General features: G+C 67.9%; 10 protein-coding genes and 1 pseudogene. 8 read left to right on the top strand and 3 right to left on the bottom strand.

All coding sequences use genetic code 11. The features are described 5' to 3' along the window. The first annotated feature begins 191 nt into the window (after positions 1 to 191). From LXN01_RS11170 to LXN01_RS11180, 3 genes are all read left to right on the top strand, one after another. Positions 192 to 1742, top strand: coding sequence for an NAD(P)/FAD-dependent oxidoreductase (locus LXN01_RS11170; RefSeq protein ID WP_236865157.1), 1551 nt, complete (start codon positions 192 to 194; stop codon positions 1740 to 1742). 109 nt (positions 1743 to 1851) lie between these two features. Further along, positions 1852 to 2151: a DUF3263 domain-containing protein gene (locus LXN01_RS11175; RefSeq protein WP_236865159.1), complete on the top strand. Its 300-nt coding sequence runs from the start codon at positions 1852 to 1854 to the stop codon at positions 2149 to 2151. Between the two features lie 248 nt (positions 2152 to 2399). Then, complete coding sequence (locus LXN01_RS11180; protein ID WP_236865160.1) at positions 2400 to 3683, top strand: type 2 periplasmic-binding domain-containing protein; 1284 nt, start codon at positions 2400 to 2402, stop codon at positions 3681 to 3683. A gap of 124 nt (positions 3684 to 3807) precedes the next feature. Here the strand turns inward: LXN01_RS11180 and LXN01_RS11185 are convergent, their stop codons facing one another. Both LXN01_RS11185 and LXN01_RS11190 read right to left on the bottom strand, forming a co-directional pair. Further along, positions 3808 to 3945, bottom strand: coding sequence for a putative transporter small subunit (locus tag LXN01_RS11185; protein WP_236865163.1), 138 nt, complete (start codon positions 3943 to 3945; stop codon positions 3808 to 3810). 111 nt (positions 3946 to 4056) lie between these two features. Then, positions 4057 to 5769, bottom strand: a complete 1713-nt coding sequence (locus LXN01_RS11190) for a sodium:solute symporter family protein (RefSeq protein ID WP_236865165.1) — start codon at positions 5767 to 5769, stop codon at positions 4057 to 4059. A 623-nt stretch (positions 5770 to 6392) separates the two neighbouring features. Here LXN01_RS11190 and LXN01_RS11195 point away from each other — a divergent pair. Further along, a complete protein-coding gene (locus LXN01_RS11195) occupies positions 6393 to 7406 on the top strand; it encodes a ribokinase (RefSeq protein ID WP_236865167.1) in 1014 nt (337 codons plus the stop codon). A gap of 71 nt (positions 7407 to 7477) precedes the next feature. Next, complete coding sequence (locus LXN01_RS11200) at positions 7478 to 8050, top strand: hypothetical protein (RefSeq protein ID WP_236865168.1); 573 nt, start codon at positions 7478 to 7480, stop codon at positions 8048 to 8050. A 15-nt stretch (positions 8051 to 8065) separates the two neighbouring features. Here the strand turns inward: LXN01_RS11200 and LXN01_RS11205 are convergent, their stop codons facing one another. Further along, a complete protein-coding gene (locus tag LXN01_RS11205; RefSeq protein WP_236865170.1) occupies positions 8066 to 9052 on the bottom strand; it encodes a zinc-dependent alcohol dehydrogenase family protein in 987 nt (328 codons plus the stop codon). Positions 9053 to 9213: 161 nt separating this feature from the next. On the opposite strand from LXN01_RS11205, the pseudogene LXN01_RS11210 reads away from it, so the two are divergent. The 3 genes and pseudogenes from LXN01_RS11210 to LXN01_RS11220 all read left to right on the top strand — a co-directional run bounded on the left by LXN01_RS11210 (position 9214) and on the right by LXN01_RS11220 (position 12554). Further along, positions 9214 to 9633, top strand: a pseudogene (locus tag LXN01_RS11210) (DUF302 domain-containing protein). A gap of 107 nt (positions 9634 to 9740) precedes the next feature. Next, positions 9741 to 11021 (top strand): type 2 periplasmic-binding domain-containing protein, encoded by a 1281-nt coding sequence (locus tag LXN01_RS11215; RefSeq protein WP_236865172.1) that lies wholly within the window; start codon positions 9741 to 9743, stop codon positions 11019 to 11021. Positions 11022 to 11111: 90 nt separating this feature from the next. Beyond that, a complete protein-coding gene (locus LXN01_RS11220) occupies positions 11112 to 12554 on the top strand; it encodes an aldehyde dehydrogenase family protein (RefSeq protein WP_236865174.1) in 1443 nt (480 codons plus the stop codon). Positions 12555 to 12624: the final 70 nt, after the last annotated feature.

The following is a 12624-nucleotide window of genomic DNA, read 5'->3' on the forward strand; positions in this document are numbered from 1 at the left end:
CGGTTACTGATCGTCGACGACAGCAGAATTTTCGACGATCGGTAACCGCAGTATGACGTCCGCCCCCGTCTGCGCGCACGCGGGTGGGCGCCTGCGGCCGTCTATGCACGCGCGCGAGTTGGTGGCAGGGTTCCTGGGAGAAGCACCAGCGCGCGCTGGGGACGTCGACACACAGCTGAAAGGTGATCGCGATGCGCAACGGCGAGATCTCCCACTGGATGGCCGAGGCGCCGCGCTCGTCGGTCCGCCCCATACCCGGGGCAGGCGGCGCGGACGGAGGCGCGGACGAGGCCGTGTCCGGACTCGGACCCCCGGGCGGTGCCTCGGAGGCAGGCGCGGACGCGGCGGCATCCCGAACCGGCGCCTCGGTCTTCGACCGCAGCGCTCCTGCGCCCCTTCCCCAAGAGGCGCAGGACCTCGTGATCGTCGGCGGCGGGCTCACCGGGCTGTGGCTGGCCTACTATGCAGCGCTGGAGCACCCCGACTGGGCGATCACGATCCTCGAGGCAAAGGAGGTCGGCTATGGCGCCAGCGGCCGCAACGGGGGATGGCTCTCGACCCTGATCCCCGGCAACCGAGCCGTCTACGCCCGGGCTGCGGAGAAGGCCGGGGAAGACGGCATCGCCGCGGTCAGCGCGTTCCAGCTCGCGTTGTTCACCACCATCGAGGACACGCTCGCGGTGCTGCGGCGCGAGGGCATCGACGCCCGTCACGCCCAGGGCGGGAACCTCACCGTCGCCCAGACGCGGGCGGGCCTGGAACGGCTCCGCGCGGCCTATGACGCCGATCTCAAGTACGGCTACTCGCCGGAGGACGTGCGGCTCCTCTCCGCCGAGGAAACCCGTGCGCGGGTCAACGTCAGCGGGGCGCTCGGCGGTCTCTTCCACGAGCACACGACCGCGATCGATCCCGCCCGCCTCACTCGCGGCCTGGCCCGGGCGGTGGCGGCGCGTGGCGTCCGGATCTGCGAGGTCACTCGGGTGAGCCGGATCGACCCCGGGATGGCGCTGACCCAGCGCGGCCCGGTCCAGGGCCGGGCGATCATCTCCTGCGCCGAGGCGTATTCGGGTCGCATCGCCGGTCCCGTTCCCGGTCTGGGTCCTCGCAGCCTCATTCCCGTGAACTCGGCGATGATCATCACCGAGCCGCTGCCCGACAGCACCTGGGAGCAGATCGGCTGGACCGAGCGGGAATGCCTCAACGATGCTGCCCACGGCTTCATCTACGCCCAGCGCACCGCCGACGGCCGGATTGCGATCGGCGGACGCGGCGCGCCCTATGCTTTCGGGTCCGGCACCCCGGGCGACGGGGCGGTCGATCCTGCGACGATCACCAGGCTCCGGCAGAAGCTGCAGTCCCTGTTCCCCGGGCACGACTTCCCGATCGCCCACTCGTGGCGCGGAGTCATCGGCGTCACCCGCGACTGGTGCACGGGAGTCCACTTCGATTCCCGGACGCGGCTGGGCGCGGTGCGGGGCTACGCCGGTCACGGTGTCGCCGCGACCCAGCTGGCCGCTCGCACTCTGCTCGACCGGATCGACGGAAAGTCGACCGTGCGCACCTCGCTGCCCTGGAACGACCATGACTCCGGCACCTGGGAACCGGAACCGGTGCGCTGGCTCGGGGTGCACGGGATGTACCGGCTGTTCGGGCTGGCGGACCGTTGGGAGGAATCCCGCGGGGCCGAGCAGACATCGCTCCTCGCACGCTTCGGATCCCGGCTGGCGGGAATGCACGAGTAGAGCGGCTGGATCCGGCACGGGCGAGGTGTGCCGCGGCGGGAGTAGGGCGACGGTTCTGCACGGGTGACGGTTCTGCACGGGTGACGGGATGGGCGAGGCGAGGAGAAGCATGGACAGCGAGGCGCTCACGGATTTCGATCGGGAGATGCTCGATCTGGAGAGGTCGGAGCCGACCTCTGCGCAGCGCCGAGAGTTCTGCACCGGGCACGGTATCGCGATTGAACGGTACCCCGCCATGCTCGACGGGCTCGCCGATACCTCGGGGGCGATGACATTCGCGCCCCAGGTTGTCGCCCGCGTACGGGCCGCGCGCACGGAGGCCTTCCGGTACCAGCGCTATCGCCGGGCGCGGAGCGGCGGCGGCAGCAGCGTCGACTCGGCCGACCTGCGCTGGGTCGGCCTCTTCTGAACTGCGCGTTCCGCTGACGATTGCCGTGCCGCTCTCGTGCGCCTGCGGCACGGCTCACTTGAGAACGGGCTCCGGGTGAGACGCGCGTCGGGTGAGGACGGGCGAAACGGTTCTTCCATTTCCGGCGGAATTCCGATGTCGGCCGATAGAGTGCACGGAGAGCGACGGCTCAACCCGATTGACGCCTTCAAGCAGCGAGAATCCGCGGTGCCGAAGCTCAGATGTACAGCACTCGATGAGGAGGAGCTATGAAGTCTATTAATTCCCGGAAGCTGGTGTCCGTCATCGCGATCGTTGCGGCCGCTGGCTTGGTGACCAGCGCGTGCGCCGGAAGTGCCGGCAGCGCCGGAGGAGGCGGCGAGGGCGGTGAGGGATTCGAGTTCGGAGCATCGCAGGAAGAGGTCGACGCTGTTCTGCAGGAGCTCGATCCAGTGGAGATCACGTACCAGGCCGGTGCGCAGTCACCGAACTCGATCTCTGCGCTGAGCGCCGAGTCCTTCAAGAACTACGTGGAAGAGCGATCCGGCGGCAAGATCACGGTCGATGTCGTCTGGGGTCAGGCGATCGCGGGGTACGCGGAAATCGACGATGCACTCGCGGATGGCCGGGTTGATGTCTCTTATGCGCTCCCGATCTACAAGCCGACCGAGTACCCGGCTTTCGACGCACTGGCGACAGCGACGGCAGGAATGCCCAATTCGCCGGTGCTCGGCGAGATGGTCGGAAACGCTGCGGTCGTCGACATGGCATGGAACTCGGAAGAGCTGCTTTCCCAGTACGAGGAGAAGGGAATCAGCCCGCTGACGCCGATGATCAGCACCGGAACCTATCTGTCGGTCTGTACCGATGCGGGTACTTCCCTTGAGGATTGGAAAGGGCGTCAGGTCCGCGTTGCGAGCGTCGCGCACGAGCAGCAGGCGGTGAACCTGGGAGCGTCACCGGTGTCGATGGAGTATGTCGAGGTCTTCGAAGCGCTCCAGCGCGGGACTGTCGACTGCACGCTGGCGCAGCTTCTGCCATCGGAAGAAGCGGGTCTGCTCGAAGTCGCGAAGAATGTTGCGTACACCTCCGAGGAGAACAGCCTGTCCGGCCGTTCTGCTGGAGCGAACCTGGCGGGTGTCGGCTATCAGCAGCTGCCGCTTGCGTACCAGCAAATCATCTTCGATTCCGGTCTGGACGGCTTTGCGGCGAGCAACGAGGTCATCACCCGGGGCAATGCCGCAGGAGTGAAGCAGCTCAAGGAGGCGGGCGGAGAGATCGGTCCGATGGCCGACGACTCCGATCAGCAGATCGGCGACACCAATGAGGAGCTGCTGTCGGCGATCGAGGAATCCGGCGTGATCGGCAGTGATGTTGCGCAGAGATCAGCTGAAAGTGTGGAGAAGTGGAAGCAGGTTGCGGAAGAGCTCGGGTACACGGAGGAGGGCGGCTTCGAGGACTTGGACGAGTGGTTCGATCCGGACGAGTACGACTTCCAGCCGTTTGCCGAGCGCCTGTTCGATGAAGTGGTTCTTCCGCACAGACCGAACTGACGCAGGTCAAACAGCTGGCCCACCCTGCTCGGCCAGCTGTTCGACCTGCCGCTGGAGGATCGGCGGCTTGGCGGCAAGGTGATCTGAAGCGACGCCGGCCCCGCTGATTCCCCGTCCGGGCGCGTCAGATCATGTCCCTGCCCTCGCGCTTCGCCTCGCGGGCCTCCTTGGAAAAGGCCCGGATGATGCCGAACAGCACGCCGGCGACGATCACCGGCCAGATGAGCACGTAGACGGTGAGCATTTCAGGTGAGAACTCCATGATGTCCTTTCAGAAGTGATGGTTGGGCCCAAGCCGGCGGTTCCGGCTCGGCCGGCGCTCCCGAACCAGAGGTTCCGAACCAGAGGTTCCGAACCAGAGCCTCCGGCCCAGTCAGCGCTTCCGGCCGAGGTCCGCGGGGCCTTCGACGCCCAAGGCGGCTGCTTCCGCCTCGGCGACGATGGCGACCTCCTCCTCGCGCTCATCGAAGTCACCGGTCCGCCTCGCGATGAGCGAGAAGTCGAAGTCGACGTTGCTGCGCACCGACAGGATGGTGCAGACGAGTGCGCTGACTGCGTAGGCCACGAGAGAGGCCGAGAGCACGTTGTAGTCGTGCAGGAAGCCGATCACGAACGGCGCCGAGACCACAGCGGCGACACCGCCCACGACCACCGCTGCCCGCAGGCCGAAGAACCCGAAGGCCATGAGGCCCAGCACCACGCCGATGCCCACCACGGACAGCAGGTCGACGACGAACCCGACCGGTCCCGTCATCGGGATCAGCTCGAAGCGCACTGGCAGGAAGCACGCCATCGCTGCCAGGACCGAGGCGGTGAACGCGAGGTTGCTGACCTTCTTCCAGTAGAAGCTCGCGATCACCGGGAACACCAGGGTGCCCCACAGCGCGCCGACGAACACGAGCATGTCGAGGATGTTCATCTGCCCGCTCGCGAAGTAGAGGGCGATGGCAGTCGCGACGATCATGGTGATGCGGCCGATCCACACCATCTTCCGCGGGTCGGCCTTCGCCTTGCCGGCAACGTTCTGTCCGTAGACGTCGGCCATCATGATCGCCGACAGCGCCGTCAGGTCGGAGTCCGCGGTCGAGGACATCGAACCGATGATCATGATGAAGAAGACGGCGACCAGCGCGCCCGGCAGGTAGGTCGCTGCCATCTGCGGGATGAGATTGTTGACGTCACCGCCCATCGGCTCGATCCCGGCGTAGAGTGCCACCACTCCGAGCATGCCGATCCCGATGATCGTTGCGCCGTAGCCGATCGTGGCGGTGATGAAGGTCTTCTTGATGAGATCCTCGCGCACGGCGAACAGGCGCTGGGCGATAGTCTGGTTGCCGATCGCGTAGGCGAGCACTGCCGCGATGTAGGGCGCCCCCTGGTGGAGGAACGCCTCGGAGGAGAAGAAGTTCGCCTGCTCAGGGGTGACGTTCGCGGCGCCGGTGACGAACACCTGCGGCCCCCCGGCGGCGAAGAACACGACGGGCACGATCACGACGACCGCGCCGAGCATCGCGCACACCTGGGCGAAGTCGGTCATCACCGAGGCGCGGAAGCCGGACCACAGCGTGTACAGCAGCACGCCTGCGGCGATCGTGACGATTCCCTGTGTGAAGGTGAAGGGGGAGAGCATTGCGACGAGCGCTCCGCCGGCGATGAGATTCGAGGTCAGGCTGATGACGCTGCCGAGCACATTGGAGCCGGCGAGCATCAGCTGGCTGGACCGGCCATGGCGGGCGTACATCACCTCGGCGATGGTGTGGGCCCGAGGCGCCACCGCTCGGATCCGGCGCCCGAAAGGGTAGATCAGCAGGATCATGAGGGCGCCCCAGAGTCCGTAGTGGATGGGGCCGGAGATGCCGTAGGTGTAGCCCGAGGTCGCCGAGGCGTACATCGAGGAGGCCCAGATCCAGGTGGCGGTCATGGAGGCGGCGGCGATGCCGAACCCGATGCGCCCACCGCCGGTCATGTAGCCGTCGGCGTTCTCCTCCTTGCGGCTGATCCTGCTGGAGATATACAGGCTGCCGCCGAAGAAGATCACGATGAGCGCGACCGTCACCGGCGCGGAGAGCTGATGGAGTTCTTCCATATCTGGTTTCGCCTCTTCTCGTCTGGTTTCGAATGTTCGTTTACGTGGTGCGCTCGGGCTCCCGCCGGTGCTGGTGTTCGCAGCGGTGCCGAGCTCGCGGCATGGCGCGCGAGGGTTTTCGGGCACGGGTCAGCGCTTCCGGATTGCTCCGGAGCTGCTGCATGCGGCTCCCCGGCCGGACTTCGTGCGCGGATTGCATCAGCAGAGTCGAATGCACCCGTGGTCAGCACAGAAGCGGCCGCCCCGGCGCTGTGCAGCGGGACTGTGCACTCGTCCCAGCGGCCGGAAGGCGGCGACCTCATGAACATACCAAGACTCGGCGATCTCACCAGTTGGGAGGACGTGTTTCACATGCTGCGAAGGTGCGCAGCGGGCGCCGCTCGGCCAGGAGTGGCCTAGGCGACAGTGAAGTTACCGAACTGTTACTTCTGGCGCCCGGTCCTGTTCCCCTGCACCGGGTAATGGAGGCTGTTCCCGGCTTTCGGCTGATCCGATAGCCAGCCCGATGGCCTGCGCTTCTGTCTTCTCGGAGCCCTGCGGGGCATGATCGCTGTCATTTTGAGACCCCGATCACGCGCTTCGCGGGTATCGTCTAAGTAAGACGCCCCAGTGAGGAGGGTCCCGTGGACACGAACATCAGCCGCACTTCCGCACGTGATGCACAGAGCCCAGTCTTCGAGTTCCCCGATATCGTCGTCGTCGGGTCGATCAACGCCGACCTCGTCACGCGAGTGCCCAAGCATCCGGAGCCCGGGGAGACGGTGATCGCGACCGGCAGCCTGTACGCCGGCGGTGGCAAGGGCGCGAACCAGGCGGTCGCGGCGTCCCTGCTGGGCGCCCGGGTCAGCTTCGTCGGTGCGGTCGGCCGAGACGCGAGGGCAGACGTCGCCCTCGTGGGCCTGCGGGAAGCCGGAGTCGACATCTCGCGGGTGACTGTCGTCGAAGGCGAGACCGGGCTGGCCGTGGTCGCGGTCGACGCGACCGGCGAGAACGAGATCATCGTCATTCCCGGAGCGAATGCCCGGGTGACCCCGGCGGACGTCGCCGCCGCGAAGGAGCGGGTCGAGTACACCCCGATCGTGCTCACCCAGGGTGAGCTCTCCGTCGAGGTGATCGATCAGGTTGCGCGCCTGACCGAGGGCCGGTTCGTCTTCAACGCCGCACCGGCGCTGGACGTGTCCGAGGAGACGCTCGCCAAGGCGGATCCGCTGGTGGTCAACGAGCGCGAGGCGCGGGTGCTGGCCAGCCGCCTGCTCGGCTCGGACATGTCGCACAAGTCGGCGCATGCCCTCACCGGATATCTGGCGCCCGACTACGTGCGCAGCGTCGTCATCACCGAGGGCGCTCGCGGCTGCACCTTCAAGGTCGGCGACGAGGACCCGTCGACCCTCGGGCAGGACTACCGGGTCATCGAGGAGAACGTCGTCGACACGACGGGAGCCGGGGATATGTTCGTCGCCGCCCTGTGCGTGGCACTGGGCCGGAGCTCGGAGATGGGGGAGGCCTGCGACTTCGCGAACTCCGCGGCCGCCCAGACCGTGGTGCACGCCGGGGCTCAGTCCTCGTACTTCCTGGCCAAGCGAGTCAATGAGGCGTCCGGAACGTCCACCGGACGCGAGGCCGAGCACCCGGCGTGACAGAGCACCCGGCGTGACGAGCACCCGACGTGACCGAGCAGCCCCTGCAGTACTGAGTCGAGGAGAACACAGTGAACGGCACAGCGCGACCTTCGGCAAAACTCATCGTCGGCGGACTGGCCCTGGCGGCCGTCGCCGGCCCACTTCTGATGGCGATCGCATGGCTCATCATGCTCGCTTCCCTGGCCAATGCCGCCGCTGCCGGATTCATGGGCGGCATGGGCGGCGGCTACGGCCCGGACGGCGGGGGCGGTGCGGGGGGAGCGACCTTCGCGATCGTGCTGTCGGTCCTCGGACTCCTCGTCATGCTGGGCGGCGCTGTGATGCTGATCCTCGGCACGTACAACTTCCTGTCCACCTTCGACGCCGTCGGCGCCAGGATCCTCGGCCCCGGTCCTACCCTCGGTTCGGGCATGGACCTGACGCATTCCTCACATGCGGAGGACCAGCACCGGCCGTACACCGAACAGCCCGCCCCGCCCGAGCAGCCCGGCCGGCCGTATGCGCAGGGCACCTCGGGCTATCCGGGACAGACGTACTCCGGGCCCGCCGGTACCGCGTACCCGCCGCAGTCGTCCGCCTCGGACGGCTCGACGCAGGCGTACGATCCCTCGCCTCCCAGGGACGACCGCAATCCGCAGTGAGGGCCCGCTGCTGTCTCAGAGAGTGATGACGAGGGAACCGGAGGCTCTCCCGCTGCGCAGGTCAGCCAGCGCGGCAGCGGCCTGCTCGAACCCATAGGTGGTGGTCTCCGCGGCCAGGTCGAGGCGCTCGGCCAGCCGGAGGAACTCGATGCCGTCGGCGCGGGTGTTGGCGGTCACCGTGCGCAGGTCGCGCTCGTAGAACAGGTGCTCTTCGTAGGTCATGGCGGGCACGTCGGTCATGTGAATGCCGGCGAGTGCGACGGTTCCGCCCCGGGTGGTCGCCCTGAGCGCCGCCGGCACGATCTCCCCGGCGGGTGCGAAGACGATCGCGGAGTCCAGTGGCTCAGGGGGCATGTCATAGGCGTCCCCGACGAAGGCGGCGCCAAGATCCCGTGCCAGCTGCCGGTTGCCCTCGCCCCGTGTCATCACATGGATCTCCGCCCCGGCGGACGCGGCCAGCTGGGCAGTGATGTGCCCGCTGGAGCCGAAGCCGTAGATGCCCAGCCGCCCGCCCGGCGGCAGTGCAGCCCGCGTGAGCGCCCGATAGCCGATGATCCCGGCACACAGCATGGGAGCCGTCCGCACGGCATCGGCGGCCGCGGACAGCCGGTAGGCGAACGCCTCGGGAACGGTGATGTACTCGGCGTAGCCGCCGTCGGCGTCCCAGCCGGTGAACGCCGAGGCGGGGCACAGGTTCTCCCGGCCCGTCCGGCACCATGGGCAGACTCCGCAGGTGCGGCGCAGCCAGGCGATGCCCACCCGGTCCCCGGGCCGCAGCCGGAGCACCGCAGGGCCGACAGCCTCCACGGTGCCGACCACCTGATGGCCCGGGATCACGCCCGGGCGGTGCACCGGCAGCTCCTGGTCGATGACATGCAGGTCGGTGCGGCAGACTCCGCAGACTTCGACTCCGACCAGGACTTCGTCGGGGGCCGGCTCGGGGACGGGCGCATCTGTCAGCTCAAGCTGTCCGGGTGCGGCACCGGTCTTCCACGCTCTCATGGTTCCACTATCGCCTCGGCCGCTCGGCGTCGACAAGGCCTGCTGGGAGCGGGAGATCTCACGGGTTGCCCACGACGATCTTCGGCGAATCTTCACGCCGACCGGCTGACTTCCCGGCAGGGAGAAGGGAAGATGGACGGAAGAACCGAAGGGGGAGAACCATGTCATACACGCACGCCGTCACCGTCGCCCTGTCTTATCCGGATGCCGTCGAACGCACGCGCCAAGCATTGGCGGAGCAGGGGTTCGGCGTTCTCACGGAGATCGACATCAAGGCCACTTTTGAGAAGAAGCTCGGTGCCGAGGCCGCCGAGGCGGTCGGCGACTATGTGATCCTCGGCGCCTGCAACCCGGGACTCGCCAGCAGGGCGTTGGCCGCGGAGCCCGAGCTGGGCGCGCTGCTGCCGTGCAATGTGGTAGTTCGCCGGGGCGCCGAAGACACCGAGACCACCGTGGAGGCGATCGATCCGCAGACGATGGTCAAGCTCGGCGACAGCCCATAGGTGGGTGAGGTCGCCGACGACGCCGACGTCAGACTGCAGGCGGCCCTGAAGGCGATCGGCAGCTCCGGCGACACGTGACGGTCGTTTCGTCCTCCGACAACTCGCGGCAGGAGCAGTCGAAACATGCTATAACTCACAGGGTTGGCAGTCCCTACCGAACATTTGTTCTGTTTCAAAGGAGAAGCATGTCCCCGAGGAGATTCCGGCCCTTCGCTGCTGCCGGCGCCGTCACCGCCGTTCTTGCTCTCGTCACCGGCTGTGCCGGGTCCGCCGGCTCCGGGGGCGGTGACGGCTCCTCAGCGGAAGGCTTCGATTACGGCGCCGACCAGGAAGCGGTGGATGCCGCGCTCGCCGAGCTCGAGCCAGTCACCCTGACCATTCAGCCCTACGCCGCCTCGCCGGACGCAGCAGCCGCTGTCGCCGAGAAGGCCTTCATGGAAGCCGTCGAAGAGCGGTCCGGGGGCAAGATCAATTTCGAGGTCGCGTGGGGTCAGTCGATCGCCGCCTACCCGGAGGTCGACGACGCGTTGGCCGACGGCCGCCTGGACATCGCCTACTCCGTCCCCGTGTACTTCCCCGCCGAGTACCCCCTCACCGACGCGTACAACAAGCTCAGCCACTACACGAGTGCCGCGCCGCTGACCGGTGAAGCCGCGATCCAGGCGCAGATGAACGAGGCCGGCTGGAACCATCCGGAGGTCCTCGAGCAGTACACGGAGAAGGGGCTGACCCCGCTCAACCCGCTTGTCACCTCGGGCAACTACTGGGCCGCGTGCAACGCGGAGGGCACCTCGGCCGACGACTGGAAGGGACGGCAGGTCCGGATCGGCGGCTCCGTGCAGACGACGATCTCCGAGAACATCGGCGCGTCCCCCGTGTCCATGGAGTACGGCGAGGCCTTCGAGGCGCTGCAGCGCAGCACCGTCGACTGCACCTTCATCCAGGGCATGGTCGCCGGCTCAACCGGCCTGCTGGAAGCGGCGCCGCATGTGTCGACCTTCGGCGAGGAGCGGATGACGGGCGCGGTGACCGCAGGCCACGTGGCCGGCTCGAGCTTCGAGCAGCTGCCGCTGCCGTACCAGCAGATCATCTTCGACGCGGCCAACATCGACTGGTTCCACGGCCAGATCGCCGCCATCGTGGGCTCCTCTGCAGACGCTGTGGCAGACGTGCGCGACGCCGGCGGCACCTTCGCCGAATTCGATCAGGACGTGGAGGAGAACATCCTGGCCACCCAGGAAGAGGTCGTCGACGGTCTCATCGCCGAGGGTGTCATCGACGCCGAGGTCCGCGAGCAGCTCAAGGAGAGCGCGGGCAAGTGGGCCGGCATCGTCGAGGAGCTCGGCTACAGCGACGGCGGAGAGCTCTCCGAGCTCGACCAGTGGTACGACGCGGAGAACACCGATTTCCGTCCGCTGGGCGAACGGGCCTACGAGGCTGGTGGACTCGAGCATCGCCCCGCCTGATCAGGACCAGGGCGGCGCCCCACCAGACCAGGGCGGGGCGGCGGCCCACCCCTCACACGCACATGTCTTCCCGACTGCTGAAGGAGCATCATGACAGCCGGCGCCATCGACACTGAAGCCCTCGGATCCATCACCGTCACCATGACGATCGACGGCGCCGCCGTGGCGGGTGCCGCGACCATCCCGGTCATCAACCCGGCGACCGAGGAGGTGGTGGCGCAGGCGCCTCGGGCATCCCGCGAGCAGCTGGACGCGGCGATCGCTGCAGCCCGACGCGCGTTCCCCGCCTGGCGGGCCACTCCGCTCGACAAGCGCCGGGCCGCGGTCCGGGCGATCGCCGAGGTGCTGCGCGCCAATGCGGACGAGCTCGCCGCCCTGCTCACCACGGAGCAGGGCAAGCCTCTCGCGGTCGCCCGCGGGGAAGTCGATCGTGCCGCCATGTGGGCCGAGGGCATCGCGGGCATCGAGTGGGACGAGCGGGTGGCGGAGGACACCGACCAGCACCGCGTCGTCGTCCGACGGATGCCGCTGGGCGTGGTCGGCGCGATCGTGCCCTGGAACTTCCCGGTCACCCTGGCCGTCTGGAAGATCGCCCCGGCACTGCTCACCGGCAACACCCTGGTCCTCAAGCCGTCCCCCAACACTCCGCTGACGGCCCTGCGCATCGGCGAGCTGCTGCGGAACGCCCTGCCCGCCGGAGTGCTCAACGTGATCAGCGGCGGCGACGAGCTGGGGCCGTGGATGACCAGCCACCCCAGCTTCGACAAGATCGCCTTCACCGGATCCTCCGCCACCGGCAAGAAGGTCATGGCCTCCGCTGCCGAGCACCTCACCCGAGTGACGCTGGAGCTGGGCGGCAACGATGCGGCGGTCGTGCTCCCGGACGTCGACATCGCCGAGGTCGCGCCCAAGCTCTACTGGGCCTGCTTCTCCAACAGCGCCCAGTACTGCCTGGCCACCAAGCGGCTCTACGTCCACGCCGACATCTACGACGAACTCGCCGAGGCGCTCGCCGAGTACGGCCGGTCCGTCACCGTGGGCAACGGGATGGAGGAGGGCGTCCAGCTCGGGCCCATCCAGAACCGCGCACAGTACGAGAAGGTCCGGGGCTTCGTCGAGGAGTCCCGCGCCGCCGGGCATCGGTTCGTCCTCGAGACCCCGGTCGACCAGGAGCGCGGCTACTTCATCGGACCGATGATCGTCGACAACCCGCCGGAGGATTCGCGGATCGTGACCGAGGAGCCCTTCGGGCCGGTCGTGCCCATGCTGTCGTTCACCGACGCCGACGATGTGATCGAGCGGGTCAACGCGAGCCCCTACGGGCTCGGCGGCTCCGTCTGGGGCACCGACGTCGAGGCGGCGGTCGCCGTCGCCGAGCGCATCGAGTCCGGAGTCGTCTGGGTCAACGAGGTGCAGGCCCTGTCGCCGCACATCCCGATGGGTGGGCACAGGGAATCGGGCATCGGGCGGGAGAACGGCGTCGAGGGCGTGCTGGAGTACACCGCGACCCAGTCCCTGGCCGTGCGCAAGTAGACCACCGTGCGCAAGTAGACCACCGTGCGCAAGTAGAACATCGTCGCGTTCAGGCGGACCATCGCCGAGC

Source organism: Brevibacterium daeguense, assembly GCF_021729135.1.
In the GTDB taxonomy this organism is placed as follows: domain Bacteria; phylum Actinomycetota; class Actinomycetes; order Actinomycetales; family Brevibacteriaceae; genus Brevibacterium; species Brevibacterium daeguense.

Bases quoted from the DNA above. Each gene is read 5' to 3' on its own strand.
- LXN01_RS11215 (WP_236865172.1), top strand. From the start codon at position 9,741: ATGTCCCCGAGGAGATTCCGGCCCTTCGCTGCTGCCGGCGCCGTCACC.
- LXN01_RS11220 (WP_236865174.1), top strand. From the start codon at position 11,112: ATGACAGCCGGCGCCATCGACACTGAAGCCCTCGGATCCATCACCGTC.
- LXN01_RS11180 (WP_236865160.1), top strand. From the start codon at position 2,400: ATGAAGTCTATTAATTCCCGGAAGCTGGTGTCCGTCATCGCGATCGTT.
- LXN01_RS11175 (WP_236865159.1), top strand. From the start codon at position 1,852: ATGGACAGCGAGGCGCTCACGGATTTCGATCGGGAGATGCTCGATCTG.
- LXN01_RS11170 (WP_236865157.1), top strand. From the start codon at position 192: ATGCGCAACGGCGAGATCTCCCACTGGATGGCCGAGGCGCCGCGCTCG.
- LXN01_RS11205 (WP_236865170.1), bottom strand. From the start codon at position 9,052: ATGAGAGCGTGGAAGACCGGTGCCGCACCCGGACAGCTTGAGCTGACA.
- LXN01_RS11185 (WP_236865163.1), bottom strand. From the start codon at position 3,945: ATGGAGTTCTCACCTGAAATGCTCACCGTCTACGTGCTCATCTGGCCG.
- LXN01_RS11190 (WP_236865165.1), bottom strand. From the start codon at position 5,769: ATGGAAGAACTCCATCAGCTCTCCGCGCCGGTGACGGTCGCGCTCATC.